Below are 25,764 nucleotides of genomic sequence, written 5' to 3'. Positions count from 1 at the left end.
GTTATGAAACTACAACCTAGAAGGAATAAGCATGATTGCCATTACTGGAGCCAACGGTCAATTGGGCAAGCTCGTTGTTAAGGGGCTACTGAACGTCATCCCAGCCGATGAGATTATTGCGGCTGTCCGCAATCCTGAAAAATCCGACGATCTGCGCGCTTTGGGCGTTCAAGTTAGAGAAGCCGATTACGATCGCCCTGAAACATTGCTAAAAGCCTTTGAGGGGGTAGATAAGGTATTACTGATCTCTGCCGTAGTACCCGGGGAAAGGCTGCGTCAGCACAAGGCCGCTATCAGCGCCGCCAAACAGGCTGGAGTAGGCGTTCTTGCATATACAAGTATGTTGCGTGCCGATACGTCACGCATGACGCTGGCGGTTGAGCACAGAGAAACCGAACGATACCTAAAGGATTCGGGCCTGGATTTCATCATACTGCGCAACGGTTGGTATCTTGAGAACAACACCGGAGCACTTATTCCAGCGATTGAGCAAGGGGCGATTATCGGTAGTGCCGGACAGGGCCGCTTTGCCTCTGCTGCGCGTGCAGATTACGCGGCGGCGGCGGTCAGTGTACTTACTCATCCCGGACATACAAACAAGACCTATGAACTCGCTGGAGATGAATCTTTCTCAATGTCCGAGTTTGCAGAAGCGGTCTCAAAACAGGTGGGACGGACTATCGCTTATAACGATATGCCGCCAACCAAGTATGAATCAATCTTGCTTAGCTTCGGCCTGCCGAAAATAATTGTCGATGTCATCATTGATGCAGACGTTAAGTCATTGAGCGGTGAACTGAATAGTTCCTCTAATGACCTGTCTCAGCTCATTGGCCGAAGCACGACGACCCTTTCAGACGCTATCCAGGCGGCACTTACGGTTCAGCCCGCGGTCCCGCCTAAAGAGGGACTACCGGTCATTGAAATTGTAACCTTTACACTGAAACCCAGTGTGACTGCTGCCCAATTCATACTTGTCGATCGCCTCATTGAAGCCGAATATGTATCAAAATGTCCGGGTTTCCTGTCCCGCGAGTCGGCTCCAGGCCCCAATAATACCTGGCTGGCCATCATCCACTGGCAATCGGTGGGCAGTGCTGACGCCTCAATGAAAGGCATTGTGACGGCCCCTGGGGCGGATAAATTAATGTCGATGATTGTTCCCGAATCTATGGGGATGACTCTATACGGCTGGTAAAAAATCGACTATCCAAGCCAGGCGTAACCCCCGTGTGGCAGGTTCTCGTATGGGGGTTTTTTATTGCAAAAAAAACGAAGCACCTCTGGCTCTCGATGCAGAAGGGGGCCGTTTGGAAAACGGAAAAATGACCTACGCTAAGACTATTTCTTAAGCAGTATGACAGGCAATTTCGAACGAAGAGCGGAAGTTCAGAATAGTCATCGCCATTGATTATGCTCTAATGACCTTCCCATGTTACGAGGCAAGCGCTCAGGCCTTCCCCTTAGAAGATATCGGCATGCCCATTTCCAGCGCACGAACTTCAAAACCAAACTCCTCGTACAAGCGGATTGCTGCCTTGTTGAAATGCCAAACAGCCAGTCTGAGTTCCTGCGCGTTACGTGCCAGAGCCCATTCACGCACTCTGTTCATCAATACCTTACCCACTCCTTGCCCTCTGTGTGTTTCAAGAACACATATTGAGCAAATCCTGCAACCTGGGACTGGCTTCAGAAGTGGACTTGTGGGTATTGATATGTTCGCTGCAATAAACCCGATGGGAAGAGAGTCATGCAGGGCTATAAACGCAACATGATCATCAGTTTCAATAAATTCCATCCAATGGGATTCATCTGCTCCCTCATTCAAAGTCACATCAGCATAAATATCTGGCCGGGCTTTATGATGGATGATATTTAGCTCGCGAGCCAAATCACTCATGATCGCAAGATCAGAACGGATTGCTTCTCGGATACTGAGTTCCATATCCAAATTTTTAATCTCCAATAAGGATCCTCAACCATGCCTGTCAGCCAAATAGCCAGCCAGCCAGCCGGATTAACTATAAAAGCAGTTACGACGAGGATGCATTACAGCACGTTTGCACTTTTCGTTGAGTTAGTCTGGGGACCTGCATATGTTCATCCCCTTACTCAGAAGTAGTACGGTTTTATTGTAGTTACTCAGGCACCACTCATGCTTTTTGATAACCGCCGCTGGGACTTTCTCTATATCCTTGACGGGACCAAACCCCATTGATCCGTAAAAGCCTTGCAGCTCAGCAAAAGGCAAACAATAAAGAACTGAGAGACCTGAGTTCTTAATCAGGAAATCTACCACCTTACGGGCGATCCCCAGACCTTCATTGCCGGGAAAAACATAAATTCCGCCAAGCTCGCCGCATTCTGTATCGATTGTTACAACTCTACCTTGACCAACAATGTTATCGCCATCAGTCGCCAATACGATGAGTTCCCCAGCATGTGACGGAACAAAATCAATCTCAGCATAGCGCTCGTTAACGATGGCGAGATCAGCGTTGGTGGCGATTCTTAAAGAAAGTTGCATCATTCTCCCTACACCTTTTATCTGTAATTTTCAGCTTTTAATTTTAAATCCTAAAATTTTCAGTAAATATCAAATGATAAAGATCAAGAAGAATAGTAGATATAACCTAAATGTTTGAATATTTTCTGATAGATTTCACGCAATTCGAACCTAATTTATTTTTAATAGTGAATGCTAACGATGAATATATTTCCGGCCACAGGGGATCATAAGCAACGACCGCAACATTCTCAATCGGAGGAACACTATTAACAAAAAAGCTGTCCTGGGGATTGGCAATATAATGTTCCATTATTTCTTTTGCACTAAGCATAAACTAATCCCTATCGCCCCTATAATTTAGGCATGATAACGTACAGAAGATGAGATGTCTCTCAAACGTCAGTTTTTGGCTGTGAGTTCAGTTTGTTGTGGCTCTTCAATGCGGCCTACGGTACCAGAGGTTTATGGCTCAACTTCTGATATATAAAATCAATAAGTGCTCTTGTTTTCGCGGGTAAGTAACGTCGATTGGAATAGAGTGCGAACAACTGCAATGGGGCCGCCGACTGTTCAAACTCAATCTCAATGAGTCGCCCATCGTTAATATAGGGCTGGCAGGCTTGTTTCGAGAGAATTGCAAAACCTACGCCTGATAATGCCGCCCGTCCTGCCATCTCTCCGCTGTTTACCCGATAATGCCCTTTAACTGTAATTGTCTCGAACCTACCTTTTGCACTGACGAACTGCCAGGGTGTCCCTTTCAGTGCGCTTACTGTTGTAATGCAGGGTAATTCTTCAAATTGCTGGATATGAGAAGGGGTACCATAACGCTGAATGATTGAGGGAGATGCAACAATGGTACAAGGGATAGTTACCAAATGACGGGCGATATAGTCACTGTCATCCATCTGACCACGGCTAACAATGATCGCTAAATCAAGATCATCTCGCAGAGATTCTAAACCTGACAAATTTGTGACACAGCTTATCTCGACATCTGGATACTGACAGGCAAAATCGGCAATAACAGAACCCATCAATGCAGGACCTATTTCGTTGGGAATGCAGATGCGTAATGGACCTTTGAGTTGGACCTGTCCCTGCATTAATTCAGACTCCGTTTGTTCAAGCGCTTCAAGCAGCGGTTTTGCTCTCGCATAGAGTAGTTGTCCCGCCTGGGTGATCTTCATATGGCGTGTGCTGCGCTCGATAAGCTGAAGATTCAGTTTTTCCTCTAATTGAGAAATACAACGGCTCACATTTGATGTCGGCATTTCGAGGGCTTTAGATGCTCCAACGAAACTTTCGCTATCAACCACGGCGAGGAAAACTTTTAGGGTATTAAAGTCGAGTGCCGGACGCATATAAAATCCCACTTTTGATAACAATTTACGCCATTTTTACCATCTTATGCCGATTATTGATAGCAGATAAACTCTGAGCATCTTTCACTTATAGACTGCTTGCTATGTCACTGGTCACTCAGATGTTCAATCATAAAACCCTGATGCGGATAGCCATCATAATTGCCTTTATCCAGTTTACTAATGCGCTGGAATACATGGCATTAACTCCTGTTTTTTCCTTTATGGCAGAAGCGTTTTCTGTTCCGGTTTCATTTTCTGGATATGTCTCCGGTATGTACACCTTAGGTGCAGTTCTTTCTGGTGTTGCTGCTTTTTATTGGATAGACCGATTCAATAAAAAGCGATTCTTAATCCAGAACATGCTGCTGCTTGGAACACTAACGTTTGTATCCACATTTACAACAAATTTTGACACGCTATTGGCTCTTAGATTTTGCGCAGGTTTGGTGGGTGGTACAACAATGGGGGTGGGGACGAGTATCTTGATAAATTATTCCCCTGTTAACATGCGCGGGAAAATGCTGGCCACGGTAATTGCATCATTTTCAATGGTGAGTATCGTTGGTATGCCATCAATATTATTTCTTTGCACACACTATGGCTGGCATATTTCTCTGTGGTCAATCAGTTCTCTGTGTCTGCTGTCTTTACCGCTAATAGCCCTTTTTATTCCCAGGGATGTAGCTCAATCACGCGCTAAGGGCAAACTCTCTATTGATGCTCAGACCCTGCTTTTCGCCTCTTGTAATGGGGTGGTACAGTTTAGCCCAATGCTGATCATCCCCATTTTGCCCCCATTAATGACCTATCATTTAGGGGCACAACAAGACCAACTGCCTTTGCTGTTCTTAAGCGGAGGGATTGCAGGTTATATGTCTACAAAAATAACAGGAGTTCTGACATCACGCTTTTCTGCGCTGATTCTGGCTACAGTTTCAACGCTACTTTTTGTGCTTAGTTTACTGGTACCTGCAATGGGCTATCATAACGCTGTTCTATTTATTACCTTATTCTTGGGTTCTTCATATAGTCGGCTGGTTTCATCATCTTCGGTTACGCTCCAGTATCCAGCAGATGAGCAACGTGCCAGTTTTTCTTCGTTACAGGCTGCGATAATGTCCCTGATAACAACTCTTGCATTCTTTTTGTCATCCTTGTTACTACCCGACAACGGTATAACAACACTGAACTTAGACCGATTACTGGTAGTCTGCGCATTAGCTGCGACTGGTTTTCCCCTGATGGTCATGGCACTGCAAAAAAAACTGGCTAAACGTATTCACCAACGCGACCACTTTGATATTGAGTAGCATAACTTCCGCTCCTGGCACCAATAAGTCTCTCAGCCCCTGGGCAGGATAAACGCCAATCCGCGACAAAAAATATGTCTAATCAATCAATAAAAAAGGTCGCCGTTTATGGCGACCTTAAACATTGAGAGTAAAGCGACGTGCCGCCCCGCCCGGAATGTCCCCCTGCTATGCGGGCGTACCGCGCATGCGCACTTAATCCTTCACCACGATGAGGAGGGAAAGTGCCAAGGGAGAAAAACCGAGACACACAAAGTCCAACGCCTTTTGCGTTTTTTTACCTGCTTCACCGCTTATTTCGTGAAGTGATCCCTGCAGTTGATTTACCTGGAGCGCCCGACAGCAATATTCACAATTCCAACAAGGAAAACAGGGACAAGCGACCATTCTGTCACCCGATTTAACCCTTAATACACTTCTCCTTATCGCGATTACAAGACCCGCAAACTCGCGTCCGCCCGTCAATCCGGGATTATAAGAACCGATTTTGCCAAACCGCGAAATGTCAGAGGCGCATATACCTGCTGTCTGCACACGGATAATAACTTCATTATCATGCTCTCGCTGGCGCATTGGCACTGTTTCAAATCTGACATCCTGAATGCCGTATAAAGCAGGATCCTGACATTGGGTGGAAGACAGAAACATTATGAAAATTACCCGTCCTGACGGACGGGTATTATCACTCTCCGATACCGTTTTGACTTAGCCGAGCCGACAACTCTGTCCAAACCTGTTGTGAGGTCCGTTCCCAGGTAAGCGGAGTTACTGAAATAAAGCCTGCTGCAACTGCGGATACCTCTGAGTATTCCGGTAAATCTGTGACGCCGTGTTCCACGCGCAACCAGAAGTAATCCTCACCATGAGGATCGGCCGTCGGGGTAACTGTAACGCCATTTACTTTGCCTATTCCTTGTCGGGTCACTCTGACCCCCTTCACCTGCCCTGGTGGCAGGTTCGGGAAATTAACGTTCAGGCAGCATTCTACAGGCAGGCCTGTTTCGAAGAGCTTATTCAACAACGGGAGACACTGCTCTTCAGCGGTATGCCAGTCCGGTTGATCTTCAGGCCGTTTGTCCTGACTGAGCGCCACTGAAGGAATACCGAGCAGGACGCCGGTAATAGCCGCCCCGACCGTGCCTGACAATACGGTTTCAAAGCCAATGTTTGAACCGCTATTGATACCCGACAGTATCAGGTCCGGAGGAGAATCTTTCATCAGGTGCCTCACAGCAACAGCCACGCAATCCGCAGGCGTTCCGTGAACGGCAAATCTCCGGACTCCACGCGCTTCAACCCGCACCGGTTCGCGCAGGCTGATGGAGTTAGAGACGCCGCTTTTGTCAGTGGCCGGCGCGACTATCCAGACTTCATCAGCAAAATTCTCTGCTACTGTTTCAAGGATCCGGATGCCAGGAGCATCCAGCCCGTCATCGTTGGCCAGTAAAACCCGGCGAAAAGGCTTTTGGGACATAATGAGTTTCCATTTTACGGACGTGTTTCGTCCTGAAGCAGTGCCTCGTTTTAATATCATCAGTGGATATTGAGGATTATTCTTTTTCGCCAAACCCGCTGGCAAATAATCCTTTAATTTCACTCATGGCATCCAGTTCATCTGCACCGTCAACGATAATATCAATATTTGAATTACCCTTGACGCCAGCACCTAATACGCTCATTAAGCCTTTAAGAATTACAGTCTTCTCACCATTAACAAGCGTTACTGATGACTCATACTTCTTGATTGCTTTAATGAGTGTGGTCGCCGGGCGCGCGTGGAGGCCCGTGCTGTTAACAACACGTATATTTTCTCTGATCATTTTTTAATCCCGATTTTGCAGGTAAGTTTCTTACTTATATCAGGATGCGCGATTCATCATCTGAATTTTACTGAATACATCGGCTTCAACAGCTGCTTTGGCACTGTTCATCACGTGTGCAAGGTTTGCTTCGTTATTATTTTCAGTCCAGGCTCTGCCGACGGATGTGATGAAGGCTTTACGCAGGTCACTGGCAATATTTACCTTGACCACATTATATTTTACGAAGCTACGGATGATTTCTTCATCAATACCTGAACCGCCGTGTATCACCAGTGGAACGGGGCAGATTGCTGCAATTTCTTTCAGTAATGGAATATCGATGCGAGGGATATCTTCCAGGCCGTGAACGTTACCTACTGATACTGCCAACATGCTGCAGCCGGTTTCCTGGACAAAGCGCAGCACCTGCTTAGGATCCGTTTTGCAATCCGCTTCACTGACGTGGTCGTCTTCTTTACCCAGGATGGCACCTAGTTCAGCTTCCACCGGCACGCCGAATGATTTGCAGAAATCAACGGCTGCTTTAGTAAACGCAATATTTTCTTCAAATGGAAGCTCTGCACCATCGATCATGACGGAAGTAAAGCCTGCACGAACCGCCTGTTTCACATCATCGAGTTCTTTACCGTGGTCAAGGTGCAGACTGACCGGTACATCCATAGTGGCCGCACGCTTTTTAACGATTTCGTAAATGTAATCGTAACCAGAAAGCTTGGCATTGGTCGGCGCAATCTGAATGAAGTTAGGCAGACCCGAGCGCTCAATAGCATCAAGTATCGAAATAGTGGTTTCAAGGTTAGTGGTATTGAACGCGCCGGCCAGAACGCGTTTTTCCTGGATGCTGCTCAGCAGAATATTACCGTTTACTAATGGCATAATTATTACCTCTCTCTTCGTTGAAGAACTGTACCTAAATAATATTTGTCGGATTTCAGCCAGACGTTACCGAATTCCAGTGGAATGTTATTCTCGAAGTAAACGATTTGCTCCAGATGCAATACCGGCGCATCTTCATGTACTTCTAAATAGTGACCCCGTTCGGCACCAATTATCTTTGCAGCGTAACGACTTTCAGATGACGCAATTTTTTTACCTGAAAGCCGTTCTACAGTAGGGAAAAGGTTATTGCTGTTAAAATCAATATCTTCAATACCCGGGCAGTGAGCTATGTTGATACGATTTTCAATCAGCATGACTCTTTCCCCCTCCACGCTACGAACGCGCTTCAGGTATAGGATCGGGGCACCCATCTCGATACCCAGTTTTGACGCGACCAGTTTAGAGGCGACGTCAATGCGAGATTCAATGACCTGAGTTTCAAAATTCAGATGCTGGCTTTCCAGTGACTCCGCAAAGGACAGCAGGCCTTCACCGAGGGAGTAAGAGATGTTTTCGCTTTTAACGAACGTTCCCTTACCTTGTACCTGAACCAGCATCCCTTCATTAACCAGCAAGGTAACGGCTTTTTTTACCGTGCCACGGCTGACGCCCAGCATATCCATAATCTGATTTTCTGAAGGGACACGATCGCCCGTCGTCAGGTCTCCCTTGTAGATGTTTTCACGGATCCACTCTGAAACCTGAAGATAAAGTGGCACTTCAGAGTCTTTCAAAACGGTATTCATGCGATGCTCCCTAAGTAATTAAGATCGTCTATGTACGACTATGCACAAGTAACGCCTGAACATAACCTGATTTCCCGGTATTCACAAACGATCTGCTTCACAAGATCTGCACCGTCAGGGTCCTGCCATACGGCGTCAAATCAGCGAGTATCGTAAAAAATAAGCCCTGAATGAGTCGCTCTATTCGTCCATCTTCATAATGACCTTCAGTACGTCATTATGCGGGTCGGAGGCAAACTCAATTGCTTCGCCTAGCAGTGACAGCGGATAGGTATGCGTGATCATGTCATCGACATTGATACGGTTCGTACGGATGATTTCCACCGCCTCCGGCATCTCGTAGGAAGACAGCGAATAGGTGCCAATTACTGAGATCTCATCACGGAAAAAACGCCCTGCATCGATGGTAACCATATTGTTATGATCAAATGGTGAGAAGACGACTACACGCCCTCCTCGTCTAAGCATATCAATTGCTTGCGGCAGAAGTGCAGAGACGCCCGCAGCAATGACCACCACGTCAACACCGAGACCTTCGGTGATATCGCTGATACGTGCTTCCAGATTTTCGCTTGACGGATTGATGGCATGGTTAATCCCCAGACGTAGAGCAAGGTCTAGTTTGAAAGGAGACAGATCGGAAACGATGACGTTGGATGCCCCCATCATAGCCGCCAACTGAGCACTTAACAGACCGATGGTGCCGGAACCCATGACCAGCACACTGCAGCCTGGAGTTATGACAGCCTGCTTAAGGCCGTGCAGACAGCAACCAATGGGTTCCACCATGGCCGCTTTTTCCCAGGAAACTCCTTCCGGAATTTTGTGGGTCAGGTGTTTGACGTGTAGTTCCGGCAGTCGAATATACTCAGCAAATCCGCCTGGCTCGATGTTGGTAGGCTTGAACTGCTCGCAGAGGGTGAAATGGCCACGATCGCAGTAATGACAGCTATAGCATGGTACGTGAATGGCGGTCACGACACGGTCGCCCGGCCGAAACTTTGTCACGCGATTGCCGACCTTAACCACTTCAGCGGCAACTTCATGGCCGAGCACAACCGGTCCTGTTACGGTCTGGTGCTGGGCTTTATGAATGTCCGTCCCGCACAGCCCGCAGCTTTTCATTTTTAACAGAATGTCGCCGCCCTCTATTTCAGGTAAGGGAACTTCTTCAAAGCGGATCTCGTTTTTACTGTAGTAAACGCTGGCTTTCATGATTTATGTCCTGCTCATTTGATTTTCAATCTGGATCTTGGTCTCGTAGAGATGCTTGTATATCTGGTGATATACAATGCTGAAGCTCTCTGCGGATTTAGCATCTGGTGTATAGCGTATCAGTGCGTCGCCGGGCAGACCGGAATTGTCCGGTTTATAACCCGCTCCTCTTGCGCCGAGTAATGCAGCGCCGCGGCTGACTGCTTCAGGGATCTGGCATGCCACGATCTCCCGGTTGAGAATGGTTGCTTTCAGCTGGAGCCAGTAAGGATTTTGGCAGGCAGCACCGATAACCATAACGGACTTCCAGTGATTGCCGGTCAGCGTTTCATAGGTTTCCAACAGATGGCGCAGCTCATAGCAGAGGCCGTGAAACACTGCTTTCAGCAACGCCTCCGAATCGGTCTGGTCTTCCACGCCATAAACCAGCCCTTTCGCATGGATAGTTCTTTTGGGTGGTCCACTGCCGCGCAGGTGCGGGATCAGGAAGCTGTCAGTTGGGGTCTCGGCCGCACCTTTATTCATGAGCCAGAGCGTCATACTGTTAAAATCAGCTGCCGTCAGGTCGAACAGATTTGAGAACCACTCAATTGCGTAACCGGCTGAAGGCAGTGAGGCGTAAAGCGTATAGGCATCACGCAGGACGTGATGACCGTTGGACACGCGCGACTGATAATACTGTCCGGTGACTGATGGCTGGTTACGCACGACCAGCAGCCCTTCGGTAGTACCGGTTGAGTTGAGGATCTGCCCCTCTTTCTTCAGGCCGACTGCCACAGACCCGACCATATGGTCGTGTCCGGAAATCGAAATTTTTGTTTGTGAGGAGATCCCGGTTGTTGCACTGATTTCTTTCAGCAGGTCGCCGGTCGGCTCACCGGCGGTGACCAGCGGGCTGAACAGCGAGAGCGGAATATCCATGGCCGAACAAATTTCCTCAGACCAGGTATTTCTGGTGATATCAAATGCCAGTGTACGTGAGGCAAGTGAGTATTCTGCGCGTTTCACACCGCTCAGACGAAAAGCAACATATTCCGCGATGCATAACCAGTTGACTGGCTTTTGATTTTCATTATTTTCCATCAGCCATAAAATTTTATTCAGGCTGTAATTACTGTGCGCGGGAATTCCCGTAATTTCGTAGAGACGATTTTCACTGATACGCTTTACCACACGCTCAAGCTGAGGCTGAGTGCGGGTATCATACCAGGTCATTACCGGGCCTATCACCTTATCGTCTGCATCAAGCAGTACGCCTGCCTCTCCTACACTGGCAACTGAAATACTGACAATATCTCCGGGGTCATTAACATTCTTAGCGATGCAGCCCAAACCATCAATAATACCGTGCCACAGTTTATTAATATCGAAGTCACTTCCATGTTCTGTAATTATTTTTGGCGTAATGAAACTGTGTTTTTCAATTAATTCTAGATCTGCTATCCGATATAAGCAGACCTTACAGTTAGTGGTGCCAACATCTATGCCAATCGCGTACATATCTCTCCCCTCTGGAAGGGAATAACATCAATCATTGTTAAATGAGGGAAATACTACGCAGCCTTTCCCTTTTTTTGCGTTGTTTTATAAAACCTGTCTGGAAAGTGCAGCTTGTTGCTCAGCAGCCACGTTCTCTTCCATTTCCTCACGCTTTAGCTGTCGGGTTGTCATGCGATACAACAATAAGCAGGTAATCAGGATGACCGGTATCAGTCCCAGCGCAATCATATTTCCTTCAAAGATTTTCACCATCCAGAAGCGGAATGGGTTACCGCCGTCAAGCAAACTGGATATTTCACTGTCCGTGTTAATTGGGAAGTGAATACTCTTAGCTACCGACGTCAGGATGGGAGCTGCGGCAGAGGCTACATATAAATTAACGATCAGCAGCGGAATACCCAGAATGAATGCTCGTGCAATGTTGCCGCGGCATGCCAGTACAACCATTGAAATCGGCACCCATATATTCGCAAGGTCACCCAGCGGCAGCAGGCGGTTGCCCGGGAGGATGACTGCCAGCAGTACACCCACCGGAATAAGCAGCAGCGCTGTGGACAGTACAGATGGGTGACCAACCGCCACGGCGATATCCAGACCAATATACAAATCGTCACGTTCTGGATATTTCTTACGAAGGAACTTTTTGACTGCGTCAGACAGTGGCAGCAGACCTTCCATTAGCAACTTAACCATGCGCGGCATAATCAGCATTACCGCACCCAGGCTCATCGCCAGTGTCAGAACCCCTTTAAAATCATAACGGGCCAGTAAACCGATCCCTGCTCCCAGGATTACACCTAACATCATCGGTTCACCGAAGATACCAAAGCGTTTCTGAATCGCATCCGCGTCGGCGTTCAACTTGTTAATGCCAGGAATCTTATCCAGCACCAGGTTACCCAGCAGGCCGAACGGGAAGAAGATGGCCGACGACAGCGTTGGCAGGGAAATACCCGGTAAGTTGAAGTATTTCTGTATCATCGGCGCACACCAGTCAGCCAGCAGCAGCGTGATGATGGAGGTCACCCCCGCGATCAAAATTCCGAACATAAAGCTGCCAGTGACGTTGTAAACCATGGCGCCAACCATCGAGAAATGCCAAAAATTCCACACGTCAATGTTAACGGTCCGGGTCCACTTCATAGTCAGCATCAGAACGTTAATACCGATAGTCAGCGGTACCACGAACGGTGCTACCTGAGAAGCCCAGGCAATTGCCGCCAGCGGTGTCCAGCCCAGATCCACCACCGGCAGGTTGATCCCGGTGTGCTTGACCATTTCTTTAGCTGCAGGGCCAAGTTGATCCAGCAACAGCCCAAAGACCAGGAAGAGACCGATGAAGCCCATACCAATGGTGAGTGCCGATCGCAATGCTTTGCTGAAGCCAGCGCCCAAACACAGGCCCATAATAAAGATGATGATTGGCAACATGATGGTTGGTCCGAGGGCCAGCATGTATTGAATTCCGCCGTAGAGTGTTTGCAGCATCTGCCTGTCCTCAGTTATTTCTTAAGAATTGCCACGATTTTTTCGAGGAGATCTTCTTCACCGAAACCGGTCAGAAGCGGCAGGCCATTCAGAACTGGCGTCTGTAGAGTCGTTTTCACGGCGGAGGTTACGATGATCAGGTCGGCCATACCATCCTGTGTCGCAATGGTACCGATGTTGGACTGGATGGGTTCAACATTGATGCCCTGCTCTTTGCAGTAGGTAACGACTTTTTCAGTAGCGACCGCTGAGGTAGCGATGCCGCTGGTGCAGGCGAAGATAATTTTCTTATTCATGTAGGACTCCGTTATATTTTTCGGATTTGTAAGGCACCGAGTTTGCGTTTTAGTCGAGATTTTTAGCCAGGATCTGCATGACTTCTTCTGTGGAAGTTGTGCTGAGCAGCTTTTCCATCTCACCTGTCTTTTGAAACAGAGAAATCAACTTCATAAGGAATTCGAGGTGCGCATCTTTTTCTTTAAGCAACAGGAAAAAAATGACGTTCACTTTCATTGTCAGTTCAGGGTCTTCCGCCTGGTTGAACTCAATGCCTTCCGGGCAGGTAACGACGACCAGCCGCTCCTCGAGAACATGTTCAACATCAACATGTGGGATAGCTACGCCCATGGTCTCCAGCTGCATCGCTGTAGGATGGTTCTGCTCACGCAAGATAAGGGCCTCACGGTAGCTTTCTTCAACAATCCCCTTAGCTAAAAGTTCATCGGTGATTTTTGTAAACATCCCATTACGATCCAGCGATGTCTGATGCAGATAGATAAGCTCGCTATCAAGTGATGTATTCAATGGCATCTTGTACCCCTGTCCTTCAAATTTAGTCGTATCGCCTCAACCTAAGTAACCAGCGTCATGCATAGTTGTCTATGTACAACCATGTTCAACCTGTGTGAACCCTACTCTTGTCACATGCCCGCGAGCAATGAACTCTCGGTGAATTTGTGCATTTGCTCACACAAAACTTTTTTGAACCCTACAGGATACTTAAGGGAAATAAAATTAACCACATGATATATAACGCAATATTACACGGGAATTTTTTGTTTTAGATGAATCTGGTTGAATGCGGCGGCATAGCCGGTTTCTGACGGGGCAGCCAAGGCTGAGGTTGTGGCGCTCAGATCGCCGAGCCTGTCGGCCCAGGCACAGGTCGCAGAAGCGCCCATCAGCAAAGATGAAATCAGCAGTCGGGTTAACATCGGGGTATCTCCACACAGTTATTTGGTGTGTACAGAAGAACACGGCAATGTACAGGCGATGTGTGCAAAATGGCGGGTTATGCAACGGGATGTATGTATTCAGCAGGCAGATACACTGCGATACAAAAATAATGAAAAATTACCGGGCCGGAGATTAAAAAGTTCGATTTACCGCGTTTTGAGGCAATAAAAAAGCCGGTGACACTTTCGTATCACCGGCTTTTCGCTGCGCCTGAGCGCAGAACTCAACCTTACTGGTTCAGCAGTTGCTGCGCGGTTTTCTCAACCAGTGCCAGCAGCACTTTCACGTCTTCCAGCGTCACCGTCGGGTTCAGCAGGGTCAGTTTCAGGCAGGTGACACCGTTATGTTCGGTCACGCCGACGTTGGCACGGCCAGATTCCAGCAATGCGTCGCCGATTTTCTGGTTCAGCAGTGCGATAGCGGCATCGCTGCTGCCTGCCAGTTGCGCAGGACGATAACGGAACAGCACGCTGGCCAGTTGTGGTTTCATCACCAGTTCCAGCGAGGCTTCAGAGGTCACGTATTGCGCGACGTCCTGTGCCAGCGTCACGCCGTGATCGATGATCGCCGCGTACTGTTTCTGACCTAACGCTTCCAGCCCCATCCACAGTTTCAGTGCATCGAAACGGCGGGTGGTTTGCAGCGATTTGGACACCAGATTCGGCACGCCTGCAGCTTCGTCGAACTCAGAGTTCAGGTAAGCGGCCTGATAGCGCATCAGCTCATAGTGACGCTCTTCTTTGAGCAGGAACGCGCCGCAGCTGATGGTCTGGAAGAACTGTTTGTGGAAGTCCAGAGTGATGGAATCCACTAACTCGATGCCGTCCAGATAATGGCGGTATTTTTCGGACAGCAATAACGCACCACCCCACGCCGCATCCACGTGAACCCAAATCTGATGCTCTACCGCCAGTTCAGCAATGGCACGCAGCGGGTCGATAGCACCGGCATCGGTGGTACCGGCAGTCGCGACGATAGCCAGAATCTGATCACCGTTGGCCTGCGCCTGCGCCACTTTCTCGCGCAAATCGTTGAGATCCATACGGGCGAACTCATCGGTTTTCACCAGCGTTACGCACTGGTAACCGAGACCGAGCAGCGCCATGTTCTTCTGCACGGAGAAGTGCGCATTTTCAGAACATAACACTTTAATCTTACGCAGATTACCGACCAGACCATCCTGCTGGATGGAATGCCCCTGACGGGCGAAGAAGGCATCACGCGCCAGCATCAGGCCCATCAGATTGCTCTGGGTGCCGCCGCTGGTGAACACGCCCGCGTCGCCAGCCTGATAGCCGACCTGAGTACGCAGCCATTCGATCAGTTTCATCTCGATGATGGTCGCTGACGGGCTTTGGTCCCAGGAGTCCATGCTCTGGTTGGTGGCGTTAATCAGCACCTCCGCCGCCTGGCTGACCACCAGACTCGGACAGTGCAGGTGCGCCACGCATTGCGGGTGATGCACAGACAGGCTGTCTTTCAGGAAGTACTCAATCGCGCGTTCAATCGCGGCCTGGTTACCCAGACCGTTTGGATTGAAATCCAGGGTAATACGTTCACGCAGTTCAGCAACGGTTTTGCCCTGATACATCTCAGGTTGTTGCAGCCACTGCACAACAGCTTCGCTGCTCTGTGCAATGGCCTGCTGGTAGGCTTCAGTGCTGTGCGCTGAGCCTGCCAGAATCGGGTTTAACTCGGACATCGGTGTCTCTTACTCCGCTCAGGCAGGTTTGATGCCAGCCGCTAACAGCGCCTGCTCAAACTTGTCGAGGAAAATACCCAGCTCATCGTTGGTGATCAGCAGGGATGGCAACAGGCGCAGCACACAACCATTACGGCCGCCGCGTTCAAGGATCAGGCCCGCTTCGAAACATTTTTTCTGCAACAGCGCAGACAGTTCGCCGTCAGCCGGGTAGCAACCCATGTGATCCTGCGCTTCGTTCGGTTTGACGATCTCGATACCGATCATCAGACCCAGACCGCGCACGTGACCGATAACCGGATAGCGTTTCTGCATGTCAGCCAGTCTGGCTTTCAGCCATTCGCCCTGCGCTGCCACTTTCTCCGCGATCTTGCCGTCTTTCAGGATTTTCAGGGTGGTCAGGCCGGTCGCCATCGCCAGCTGGTTGCCGCGGAATGTACCGGTGTGGTGACCCGGTGCCCAGGCATCGAACTGTTTTTTGATACCCAGAACCGCCAGTGGCAGACCGCCGCCGACGGCTTTTGACATCACGATGATGTCCGGCTCAATACCCGCGTGTTCGAACGCAAACTGCTTACCGGTACGGCAGAAACCTGCCTGCACTTCATCAAGGATCAGCAGAATGCCGTGTTCCTGAGTCACTTTACGGATGCGCTGCAACCACTCAGCCGGAGCCGGGTTCACGCCGCCTTCGCCCTGCACCGCTTCCAGAATGACAGCCGCAGGTTTACGAACGCCGCTTTCCACGTCGTTGATCAGGTTTTCGAAATAATAGGTTAAAGCTTTCACGCCCGCGTCACCGCCAATGCCCAGCGGGCAGCGGTACTGATGCGGATAAGGCATGAACTGCACTTCCGGCATCATGCCGTTAACCGCTTCTTTCGGAGACAGGTTACCGGTCACCGCCAGCGTGGCGTGCGTCATACCGTGATAACCGCCGGAGAAGCTGATGATACCGGTACGACCGGTCACTTTTTTCGCCAGTTTCATTGCGGCTTCAACAGCATCCGCACCGGACGGGCCGGTGAACTGCAGGCAATACTCTTTGCCCTGTTGTGGCAATAAAGAGAGCAGATATTCAGAGAACTGGTCTTTCAGGGGAGTTGTCAGATCCAGTGTATGTAACGGCAAGCCGCTGGTAATGACATTTTGGATGCTTTGCAGCACGTCAGGATGATTATGTCCAAGAGCAAGCGTACCCGCGCCAGCCAGGCAATCAAGATATTGATTATCTTCAACATCAGTGATCCAAACGCCATTGGCCTTCGCAATTGCCAGAGGCAATTTACGTGGATAACTCCTAACATTCGATTCAAATTCAGCTTGTCTCGCCAAATAGGTTTCATTGTTTCCGTTTAATGAATTCGCACCTAAACTGTCAATACGGACTTTATCCGTCATCATATCTCTCCTACAACCGTGGGTTATTAGAACGCCACAATTGAATAAATTTGATTAAAAAAATGACTGCCATGGGAAAAACGCGGCCAATATATGGCTTTTTTGCCCCCACCTCAATAATTTATTTTGTATAGAATTGTTTATTCTTTTTTATACGAATCAATATGTTGCTGATTTAATGAACGATCGTGCTGACATAAGCCCGTTACACGGTCATTAATAAAGCACTAAAAAGCCCATGTACCCCGTAAAACAACGGGTAAACACGTGCGCTGAGGGAGCAAAACTGGCCGGTGACTGTGCCGTGCCAGCGGGGAAGAAAAACGCACTTCTCTATTATAGTCCCCGTGGTATTCAGTGAAGGGCGTAATAATCAAAACGGGCAGTAAATGGCTGAATAGTAGCCGGATAAAGATGTGTAAAACTATTACACGGATATCCCGTCGGGTTATTATCCGGTAATAGATGCTTGCTGACGATGATTTATATATCCCGTTTTTCAGAGATATTTCACTTAAATATCAGATTCCGCGATCCGGCCCCTGCGGTACAAATCATACAGCGCCACGTAATCCTGAAAGACCTGCACCAGAAACGGGTCGGATTCCGGCGGAAGCGACTGGCTGGTTTGCATCTGATAACGGGTTCTCACCGCATCCACCCACAACTTATCCGCCGCCGGACCCGGCTCCTGTACCAGATGCGCCAGCCAGTAGACGGTATTTTTTCGCACCGTCACCGCAGGCTCCGGGCAACGGCAACACCACCAGACAGGCTCGAGTATTTTATGAAACAGCACCGGGCTGGCGCTCCGCCAGACGGAAGACGCAAACGGCAGTGGCGTCCACGCGCGTTGCCAGTGCAGTGCCTGCCCCGTCAGGAGTGACATCATCAGCGCCTGCGCCGATCCTGAAAACGCTCTGGTCATATTTCTTCCTTTATTTCCATAAACAACTCGCCACAGGAAAAGTAGCGTATAACAGCCCGGACAGGGCATTTATTTTCTCAAAAGTGGTTTAAAAAGCAGGACTTTTTAACCACCGGCCTCCCCTGCCTGCCATCCCCTCTTCGCGATTTATGAATTCAGTTCATAAAGTCTTGCGGATAACAGCCTCTAATCTGATGAAAGAACAGCGGCTACTATTAACGCCATCTTGATACCTGCCGTGAAGTACATCCTGTAATCCCATCATCTTGTGATTATGTGATGACAGGATTTTTCGGCAACCACGCTTCAGAGGAGAATCACATGCAAAAACGTACGCTGGGAAAATCGGGCCTTGAAGTCTCTGCGCTGGGTTTAGGCTGTATGGGGCTGAGCCACGGTTACGGCCCTGCCACGGAAACCAGACAGGCGGTCGAACTGATCCGCAGCGCCGTGGAACGCGGCGTGACATTCTTTGATACCGCTGAAGTTTACGGTCCGTATCTCAACGAAGAAGTGGTCGGCGAAGCGCTGGCTCCCCTGCGCGATAAAGTGGTGATCGCCACCAAATTCGGCTTCACTTTTGGTGATGATAATAAGCAGCAAATCCTCAACAGCCGCCCGGAACATATCCGCCAGGCCGTTGAAGGCTCGCTGAAACGCCTGAAAACCGATGTGATTGATTTGCTGTATCAGCACCGCGTCGATCCGGAAGTGCCGATTGAAGATGTCGCCGGTACGGTGAAAGATCTGATCAGCGAAGGCAAGGTGAAGCACTTCGGGCTGTCCGAGGCTGGCGCACAAACCATCCGCCGGGCACATGCGGTTCAACCGGTGACCGCGTTACAAAGTGAATATTCCATGTGGTGGCGTGAGCCGGAGCAGGACATCATGCCGACGCTGGAAGAACTGGGGATTGGTTTTGTGCCCTTCAGCCCGCTGGGAAAAGGCTTCCTGACCGGTTCCATCGCCGCGGGTTCGACCTTCGGCAACGACGATTTCCGCAGCCTTGTGCCCCGCTTCTCGCCGGAAGCGCTGGCGGCCAATCAGGCGCTGGTCGCGATGCTGCATCAGATCGCTCAGGACAAAAAAGTGACGCCTGCGCAAATCGCGCTGGCCTGGTTGCTGGCACAAAAACCGTGGATTGTGCCGATCCCCGGCACCACCAAACTGCACCGTCTGGAAGAAAATCTCGGTGCGGCAGACGTGACGCTGACCGACAGCGAACTGCGTAACATCGCCACCGCGCTGGAAACCGTCAAGGTGCAGGGCGACCGCTACCCTGCCGCCTTACAGGCGCGGGTCGGGCGTTAACCGGAAACAAGAAAGGGTCCTTGCGGACCCTTTTTTTATCACCGCAAATCAATATCCCTGCGTGACAATTTTTGCAGCGGAAGCCAGCACATCGCGGCGGGATTTTGCGTCTTTCTCCGGCTGGGTGAAATAGGTGATCAGAATCAAGGGTGCCTTGTTATCCGGCCAGATCACTGCGATATCATTGGTCGTGCCGTAATCACCGCTGCCGGTTTTATCGCCGACAATCCAGGTCGCCGGTAATCCTGCGCGGATGCTCATCGCGCCGGTGGTATTGCCCTTCATCCACTCCACCAGTTGCGCACGTTGTGGTTCGGCCAGCGCCGTGCCCAGCGTGGCGTGTTGCAGACTCAGCGCCATGGCACGCGGTGACGTGGTGTCGCGATCATCGCCCGGAATGGCGGTGTTCAGCGTCGGTTCCGTGCGGTCGAGACGGAAGGTGTTATCGCCAAGTGTGCGGGCATACGCCGTCACTTTTTGCGGGCCGCCAAGCTGTTCGATCAGCTTGTTCATGGCGGTGTTGTCGCTGTACTGCAACGCGGCAGCCGCCAGTTCACCGATCGTCATGCCGGTGTCCAGATGCTTTTCGGTGATCGGGTTGTAATTCACCAGATCGGATTTTTTCAGGCTGATACGCCGGGTCAGCAGTTCCGTTTGCGTTTCGCTCTGTTTGAGAATTGCGGACGCGGCCATGAATTTACTGGTGCTGCACATGGCAAAACGTTCATCGGCGCGGTAAGCAATTTGCGAATTATCCGCCGTGTTGATCAGCATCACCCCAAGACGGCCGCCGCTGTCTTTTTCCAGCGCCGCCAGTTGTTGCTGGACGGACGTCATGTTGCTGGCGGTTTGCGCCCATGATGCCGCGCTGAAAGCAAGCAGGGGCACCACAGCCGCCGCCATCAGCACGGTTTTACGCAGGGTATTTTTCATCATCAAAGCCTTCTCCTTTTTATTGGCGAAGGGATTATGACAAAAGCGGCAGCAGAAAGTAAAAAACCCGACAAAAATTGTCGGGTTTTAGAACGGATACAGAACTATTTTCAGAAACTCAGCCGGATTTAGAACGTTTCCCAGTTGCCCTGATCCGCATTCCCCGCCGGTAAAGCCTGACGGTTTGACAGCAAGGCCGGTGTTTTGGCCTGAGCGGCTTTACGCACTGCCGCCGTCGCCGAACCGGCACTGACTTTAAAGATGCTGATCGCCTGCGATAAACGCTCCGCCTGCTCATTGAGTGAGTACGCGGCCGATGACGCTTCCTGAACCAATGCGGCGTTCTGCTGCGTGACTTCATCCATCTGGTTGATGGCTTTGTTGATCTCTTCAATGCCGGTGCTTTGCTCATTGCTGGCAATGGCAATCTCGCCGACGATATCGGTGACGTTTTTCACGCTTGAGACCACTTCTGCCATGGTTTCCCCGGCTTTGGCGACCAGTTGCGTACCGTTATCTACTTTCGCCACAGAATCGTCGATCAGCACTTTGATCTCTTTCGCGGCGCTGGCGGAACGTTGCGCCAGGTTGCGGACTTCCGATGCCACCACGGCAAAGCCACGTCCCTGCTCACCGGCACGCGCGGCCTCAACGGCGGCGTTCAGCGCCAGAATGTTGGTCTGGAAAGCGATGCCGTCGATCACCGCAATGATATCGACAATCTTACGCGAAGACGTATTAATGCCTTCCATGGTGTTCACCACTTCGCCCACCACTTCACCGCCCTGCACTGCAACACGGGAAGCCTGCGCCGCCAGCTGATTGGCCTGACGCGCGTTATCGGCATTCTGTTTCACGGTAGCGGTCATCTGCTCCATCGCCGACGCTGTTTCTTCCAGCGAGCTGGCCTGCTGCTCAGTACGGGAAGACAAATCCAGGTTCCCGGCGGCGATTTCGCTGGAAGCGCTGGTGATGGCGTTGGTGCCTGCACGCACTTCGGTGACGATTTTCAGCAGGTTTTCGTTCATGTTTTTCAGACCCTGCATCAGCTGACCGGTTTCGTCATGTGACGTCACCTGGATCTGCGTGGTCAGATCCCCTGCCGCCACATTTTCAGCCACTTTCACGGCAGTATGCAGAGGACGGGTGATGGAACGGGTCAGGAAGAAGCCCAGCGCGGCAGCGACTAAAATCGCCAGCGCGGAGAAAATCAGCGTCAGCTGAATGGCGACAGACCCGTCTGACACCGCTTTTTTGCCTTCGGCCTGCAACTGCTGATCCTGAGAGTTGGCAAACGCGGTCGCCAGATCCAGATACGCATTTTGCGAGGTGGTCAGTTTGCGCAGCACATATTCCGTTGCGCCGTCCATATCCCCGGCGCGGGTTAAGGCGACCAGTTGTTCTTTCGCCGCTTCAAACGTATCGCTCGCATCCTGCAAGGCTTTGATTTTTTGCTTGCCGGTCACAGTGGTCTGGATGGCGGCGATTTTATCCATCGCCAGATTGGTTTGTTTAACCGTGTCATCCAGTTGCAAATAACGCTTCTTATTTTGCTCCGGATTTTTAGTATCAATAACAATGCCGCGTAAATATTTAATCTGGTCATTCACGCCGTCACGGACATCAAATGCCAGCCGGACTTTCACATAACGATCGTTGACGATTTGTTCAATGCTGCTGTTAATGCTGCTTATTTTGGTTACGGCTGTCACGCTGACGATGATCAGCAGCAAGATGACGAGGCTGAACGCTGCACCCAGACGGGCGCCGACGCGCATATTGTTGATCAGTTTAAACATTTTATTTCCCTTATTTCCTGGCCAATAAAACAAATACAATGAAAAATAATTCAAAATATTGATTACATAGCGGAACCACTTTCTAATGATTAATTTATTTCAAAAGGGTTATCGGTATAAATAAGGGAATCTTTAGTGAAGAGAATATTTGGAAAGTGTAAAGAAGGATGACTATTTTGCTCCCCCTTCGCAGAGGGAGCGTGATCAGGAAAACATGTCCTCCAGCCAGCCAGTCCGCATTTCGGGCACCGAACGCAGCAACTCGCGGGTGTAATCGTCCAGAGGCTCTGCCAGCGCGGTGGCTGCCGGTCCCTGCCGTGCAATCACGCCCTGTCTGAGCACCGCGACGTCATCCGCCACTTCGCGCACCACCTGCAAATCGTGCGTGATAAACAGGTAAGCAATCCCGGTGTCATGCTGGATCTGGCGTAACAGCGCCAGCACATCGCGGGCGACCAGCGGGTCGAGCGCCGAAGTCGGTTCGTCGCAGACGATGATTTTCGGTTCCGCCGCCAGCGCCCGTGCGATACATACGCGCTGTTTCTGGCCGCCGGAAAGCGCAGCAGGAAAACGTTCCGCAATGTCCGCATTCAGCCCGACCTGTGCCAGCAGGCCACGCACCCGCGCCTCACGCTGGCTGCGGTTCAGGGAAGTAAAACATTCCAGCACGCGGGAAATCTGGTTAAAAATGCGTGCTTTCGGATCCAGCGCCGTATCGGGAATTTGATGGATCAGCTGCACATCGCGTAACTGCACGCGGCTGCGCTGGCGCAAGCTGGCGGGCAATACCTGCTGATCCAGACGGATGTCTCCGGCCTCCGGGGCCAGCAGTCCGCAAATCACTTTGCCAAGGGTCGATTTTCCCGAGCCGGATTCACCGATCACCGCCAGCGTGCGCCCGCGTGGCAGGCTCAGCGAGATATCCTGCAACACCGGCTGCGCATGATAGCGCGCACTGATATGGCGGATTTCCAGTGCCACCGGCGCATCGCCGGTTTGCGGGGTTTTGCTCCCGCCCTGCGCGTGCAACAGGCGGCGGGTGTAATCCTTCTCAGGCCGCGTCAGCAGTTGCGCGGTTTCCGCCTGCTCAACGGTTTTGCCGTGCTGCAACACCATAATGTGATCGCTGATCTGCGCGACCACCGCCAGATCATGACTGATGTAAATCGCCGCCACGCCGGAAAGACGGATCACGTCACTGATGGCTTTCAGCACGCCAAGCTGCGTGGTGACATCCAGCGCCGTGGTCGGCTCATCGAAAATCAGTAACTCCGGTCCCGCGCACAACGCCATCGCAATCATCGCGCGCTGTAACTGGCCGCCGGAAACCTGATGCGGATAACGCTGATAAAACTGCTGAGGATCCGGCAAACCGAGTTGGGTGAACAATTCAATGGCCCTCGCCTGCGCCTGCTGACGCGGAAGGATACGGTGCTTAAGCGCAGCTTCGATCACCTGCTCGCCCAGCGTGATTGCCGGGTTAAAGGCCGCACCGGCAGACTGCGCGACATAGGCGATATGCCTGCCGCGAACCTGTCGCAGCTGACGCTCAGACAGCGCGGTCAGTTCCTGGCCGTTGAAGCGGATACTGCCGGACTGAATGCGCATCCCCTGACGGCAATGGCCGGGGATCGCCAGCCCGATGGTGGATTTCCCTGCGCCGGATTCGCCGATCAGCCCGAGCACTTCGCCACGTTTCACGGTGAACGACACATCATCCACCAGCACACGGGGATTTTTCCCCTGCGACACCACGCGCAGGTTTTCGACCTTCAGTAAGTGTCCGTTCATGCTTTCTTCCCCCACGCGCGACGTTCACCGCTCATCAGCCAGTCCGCCACGGCGTTGACCGCCAGCGCCAGCACCGCAATCGCGCCACCCGGCAGCAGTGCCGCCCAGACGCCAAACAAAATGCCATCTTTGTTATCCCGCGCCAGCCCGCCCCAGTCGGCGGTCGGCGGCTGAATGCCCAGCCCGAGGAATGACAGCGCCGAGAGGAACAGCAAAATAAAGATAAAACGCAGGCCGAATTCGGCAATCAGCGTCTGCAACGCATTCGGCAAAATCACATGCCAGAGGATCCAGCCAAGGCTTTCACCGCGCAGACGGGCCACATCGACAAATTCCATCACGCCGATATCCACCGCCAGCGACCGCGCCACGCGCAGTACCCGGACCGACTCCAGCAGGCCGAGCACCAGCGTCAGCAGCAGAAGGGTTTTCGGCAAAACCGCCAGGACGATCAGCGCCAGGATCAGCGTCGGAATGGCCATCACGATGTCGTTACAGCGGGAAATCACCTGATCCAGCCAGCCGCCGCGCAGCCCGGCAATAAAACCGAGCGTACAGCCGACGGCAAAGGCCACCAGCGACGCCAGCGCCGTCACACCGAGAGAGACGCGGGTGCCCCAGATCAGGCGGGAAAGCAGATCGCGGCCGAGATTATCCGTGCCGAGCAGCGCATCCGGCCCCGGTAAATCCCACGACATGCCAAGAGTCTGATCCGGCGCGTGAGGTGCCAGCCACGGCGCAAAAATGGCGATAAGTATAAACAGACTCAGTACCAGCAGACCGAGTACCGAAACCGGTTTTAATGCAGGGAGTGCACGCATTGCAGCAATTCCTAAAATTCAGCGGTTGTGGCGTAAACGCGGATTAGCGACCAGCGCCATCACATCCGCCAGCAAATTCAGCAGGATATAAATCCCGGCCAGCAGCAGCGCGCAATCCTGCATCACCGGAATGTCGCGTTTGCTGATGCTGTCGACCATATATTGTCCCAGCCCCGGATAGACAAACACGTTCTCGACGATCACCACGCCGACCATCAGGTAAGCCAGATTGATCGCCACGACGTTAATGATCGGCCCCACGGCGTTGGGCAATACGTGACGCCATAAAATGCGCGACGGCGACAGCCCTTTCAGCAGCGCGGTATCGACATACGCCGAACTTTGCGCAGCAATCAGCGCGGCGCGGGTCATGTTGCTCATATGGCCGAGGATCGCCAGCACCAGCGTGGCGCACGGCAGGGAAATCGCAGAGAGTCGGGCGGCCAGCGGCATCTCCGCCGTGATACTGCTGTTGCTCGGCGCCCATGCCAGCGTAATGGCAAAAATCAGGATCAGCAGATAACCGGAGAAGAATTCCGGCAGCGCGACGGTGGCGCGGGTGATGGCGCTGAGCAGCGTATCAATGACACTGCCCTGATAACGCACCGAGATAAACCCGATCAGCAGCGCCAGCGGCACGGCAATCGCGGCGGTGCATCCGGCCAGAAACAGCGTATTCCCCAGACGGGTAAACAGCGGACCGCTGATGGCTTCGCGGGTGGAAAAACTGGTGCCGAAATCGCCGTGCAGCACGCCGGTCAGCCAGCTCAGATAGCGACTGACCGCCGGCTGATCCAGCCCGAGTTGCAGATTCAGCTCGCGGATGGCTTCCGGCGTGGCGCTCTGCCCGAGGATCGCCGTCGCCGCGTTGCCCGGCAACAGTTGCACACCGGCAAAAATCAGCATGGAAACCGCCAGCACCACCAGCACGCCATAAAACAGGCGAACCAGAATCATGCTTAGCAGCGAAGAACGAAAGTGCGAAAAACGGCCCGCAGGCCGTTG

24 protein-coding genes and 1 pseudogene are annotated in these 25,764 nt (G+C 51.4%); 3 read left to right on the top strand and 22 right to left on the bottom strand.

The window, feature by feature from the left end:
• Positions 1 to 31 precede the first annotated feature (31 nt).
• A pseudogene (locus EDF78_RS03135) lies at positions 32 to 847 on the top strand (SDR family oxidoreductase); the annotation flags it as partial.
• Positions 848 to 1,450: 603 nt separating this feature from the next.
• Here EDF78_RS03135 and EDF78_RS03130 read toward each other — a convergent pair.
• From EDF78_RS03130 to EDF78_RS03115, 3 genes are all read right to left on the bottom strand, one after another.
• Entirely contained in the window at positions 1,451 to 1,966 is a 516-nt protein-coding gene (locus tag EDF78_RS03130; RefSeq protein ID WP_133822518.1) for a GNAT family N-acetyltransferase, read from the bottom strand.
• 111 nt (positions 1,967 to 2,077) lie between these two features.
• Positions 2,078 to 2,530, bottom strand: a complete 453-nt coding sequence (locus EDF78_RS03125) for a GNAT family N-acetyltransferase (RefSeq protein ID WP_205948433.1) — start codon at positions 2,528 to 2,530, stop codon at positions 2,078 to 2,080.
• Between the two features lie 425 nt (positions 2,531 to 2,955).
• Positions 2,956 to 3,873, bottom strand: coding sequence for a LysR family transcriptional regulator (locus EDF78_RS03115; RefSeq protein ID WP_133822517.1), 918 nt, complete (start codon positions 3,871 to 3,873; stop codon positions 2,956 to 2,958).
• A 104-nt stretch (positions 3,874 to 3,977) separates the two neighbouring features.
• Between EDF78_RS03115 and EDF78_RS03110 the strand changes: the two genes are divergently transcribed.
• Positions 3,978 to 5,186, top strand: coding sequence for an MFS transporter (locus tag EDF78_RS03110; RefSeq protein WP_133822516.1), 1,209 nt, complete (start codon positions 3,978 to 3,980; stop codon positions 5,184 to 5,186).
• Positions 5,187 to 5,381: 195 nt separating this feature from the next.
• Here the strand turns inward: EDF78_RS03110 and EDF78_RS03105 are convergent, their stop codons facing one another.
• From EDF78_RS03105 to EDF78_RS03045, 14 genes are all read right to left on the bottom strand, one after another.
• The gene (locus EDF78_RS03105) at positions 5,382 to 5,834 is read right to left on the bottom strand and encodes an alcohol dehydrogenase catalytic domain-containing protein (RefSeq protein WP_095925551.1); all 453 of its coding nucleotides are present in this window, start codon (positions 5,832 to 5,834) and stop codon (positions 5,382 to 5,384) included.
• Between the two features lie 34 nt (positions 5,835 to 5,868).
• Complete coding sequence (gene surE / locus EDF78_RS03100; RefSeq protein WP_243839412.1) at positions 5,869 to 6,783, bottom strand: 5'/3'-nucleotidase SurE; 915 nt, start codon at positions 6,781 to 6,783, stop codon at positions 5,869 to 5,871.
• Positions 6,737 to 7,006 (bottom strand): HPr family phosphocarrier protein, encoded by a 270-nt coding sequence (locus EDF78_RS03095; protein WP_095925549.1) that lies wholly within the window; start codon positions 7,004 to 7,006, stop codon positions 6,737 to 6,739. The genes surE and EDF78_RS03095 overlap by 47 nt, the downstream gene beginning before the upstream one ends.
• A gap of 39 nt (positions 7,007 to 7,045) precedes the next feature.
• Entirely contained in the window at positions 7,046 to 7,885 is an 840-nt protein-coding gene (locus EDF78_RS03090) for a class II aldolase (RefSeq protein ID WP_095925548.1), read from the bottom strand.
• A gap of 5 nt (positions 7,886 to 7,890) precedes the next feature.
• Positions 7,891 to 8,634, bottom strand: coding sequence for a GntR family transcriptional regulator (locus EDF78_RS03085; protein ID WP_133822515.1), 744 nt, complete (start codon positions 8,632 to 8,634; stop codon positions 7,891 to 7,893).
• Between the two features lie 180 nt (positions 8,635 to 8,814).
• Positions 8,815 to 9,849 (bottom strand): zinc-dependent dehydrogenase, encoded by a 1,035-nt coding sequence (locus EDF78_RS03080; protein ID WP_095925546.1) that lies wholly within the window; start codon positions 9,847 to 9,849, stop codon positions 8,815 to 8,817.
• 3 nt (positions 9,850 to 9,852) lie between these two features.
• Positions 9,853 to 11,349 carry an FGGY family carbohydrate kinase gene (locus tag EDF78_RS03075; RefSeq protein WP_133822514.1) on the bottom strand — a complete coding sequence of 499 codons (1,497 nt, stop codon included), beginning with the start codon at positions 11,347 to 11,349 and terminating at the stop codon, positions 9,853 to 9,855.
• Between the two features lie 84 nt (positions 11,350 to 11,433).
• Complete coding sequence (locus EDF78_RS03070) at positions 11,434 to 12,837, bottom strand: PTS transporter subunit IIC (protein WP_133822513.1); 1,404 nt, start codon at positions 12,835 to 12,837, stop codon at positions 11,434 to 11,436.
• A gap of 14 nt (positions 12,838 to 12,851) precedes the next feature.
• The gene (locus EDF78_RS03065; RefSeq protein ID WP_095925543.1) at positions 12,852 to 13,133 is read right to left on the bottom strand and encodes a PTS sugar transporter subunit IIB; all 282 of its coding nucleotides are present in this window, start codon (positions 13,131 to 13,133) and stop codon (positions 12,852 to 12,854) included.
• A gap of 49 nt (positions 13,134 to 13,182) precedes the next feature.
• Complete coding sequence (locus EDF78_RS03060) at positions 13,183 to 13,647, bottom strand: PTS sugar transporter subunit IIA (protein WP_133822512.1); 465 nt, start codon at positions 13,645 to 13,647, stop codon at positions 13,183 to 13,185.
• A 230-nt stretch (positions 13,648 to 13,877) separates the two neighbouring features.
• On the bottom strand, positions 13,878 to 14,051 hold the full coding sequence (locus EDF78_RS25530) for a hypothetical protein (protein WP_165772370.1): 174 nt from the start codon (positions 14,049 to 14,051) through the stop codon (positions 13,878 to 13,880).
• A 251-nt stretch (positions 14,052 to 14,302) separates the two neighbouring features.
• Positions 14,303 to 15,775 carry an aspartate aminotransferase family protein gene (locus EDF78_RS03055; RefSeq protein ID WP_133822511.1) on the bottom strand — a complete coding sequence of 491 codons (1,473 nt, stop codon included), beginning with the start codon at positions 15,773 to 15,775 and terminating at the stop codon, positions 14,303 to 14,305.
• 18 nt (positions 15,776 to 15,793) lie between these two features.
• A complete protein-coding gene (locus EDF78_RS03050; protein WP_207391101.1) occupies positions 15,794 to 17,176 on the bottom strand; it encodes a diaminobutyrate--2-oxoglutarate transaminase in 1,383 nt (460 codons plus the stop codon).
• Positions 17,177 to 17,690: 514 nt separating this feature from the next.
• Entirely contained in the window at positions 17,691 to 18,104 is a 414-nt protein-coding gene (locus EDF78_RS03045; RefSeq protein ID WP_229921219.1) for a hypothetical protein, read from the bottom strand.
• Positions 18,105 to 18,425: 321 nt separating this feature from the next.
• On the opposite strand from EDF78_RS03045, the gene EDF78_RS03040 reads away from it, so the two are divergent.
• A complete protein-coding gene (locus EDF78_RS03040; RefSeq protein WP_133822510.1) occupies positions 18,426 to 19,415 on the top strand; it encodes an aldo/keto reductase in 990 nt (329 codons plus the stop codon).
• Positions 19,416 to 19,463: 48 nt separating this feature from the next.
• On the opposite strand, the gene blaRAHN is transcribed toward EDF78_RS03040, so the two are convergent.
• The 5 genes from blaRAHN to EDF78_RS03015 form a co-directional block, all read right to left on the bottom strand.
• Entirely contained in the window at positions 19,464 to 20,351 is an 888-nt protein-coding gene (blaRAHN, locus tag EDF78_RS03035; RefSeq protein ID WP_133822509.1) for an RAHN family extended-spectrum class A beta-lactamase, read from the bottom strand.
• 125 nt (positions 20,352 to 20,476) lie between these two features.
• Positions 20,477 to 22,147 (bottom strand): methyl-accepting chemotaxis protein, encoded by a 1,671-nt coding sequence (locus tag EDF78_RS03030; RefSeq protein ID WP_133822508.1) that lies wholly within the window; start codon positions 22,145 to 22,147, stop codon positions 20,477 to 20,479.
• Between the two features lie 204 nt (positions 22,148 to 22,351).
• Positions 22,352 to 23,938, bottom strand: a complete 1,587-nt coding sequence (locus tag EDF78_RS03025; protein WP_133822507.1) for an ABC transporter ATP-binding protein — start codon at positions 23,936 to 23,938, stop codon at positions 22,352 to 22,354.
• Entirely contained in the window at positions 23,935 to 24,759 is an 825-nt protein-coding gene (locus tag EDF78_RS03020) for an ABC transporter permease (RefSeq protein WP_133822506.1), read from the bottom strand. The genes EDF78_RS03025 and EDF78_RS03020 overlap by 4 nt, the downstream gene beginning before the upstream one ends.
• Positions 24,760 to 24,777: 18 nt before the next feature.
• Positions 24,778 to 25,716: an ABC transporter permease gene (locus EDF78_RS03015; RefSeq protein ID WP_131694168.1), complete on the bottom strand. Its 939-nt coding sequence runs from the start codon at positions 25,714 to 25,716 to the stop codon at positions 24,778 to 24,780.
• Positions 25,717 to 25,764 lie beyond the last annotated feature (48 nt).

The organism is Rahnella sp. BIGb0236 (assembly GCF_004364755.1).
GTDB lineage: Bacteria > Pseudomonadota > Gammaproteobacteria > Enterobacterales > Enterobacteriaceae > Rahnella > Rahnella victoriana.
Note: the sequence above shows the minus strand (reverse complement) of the source record. Positions and strands in the feature narration are given on the sequence as shown.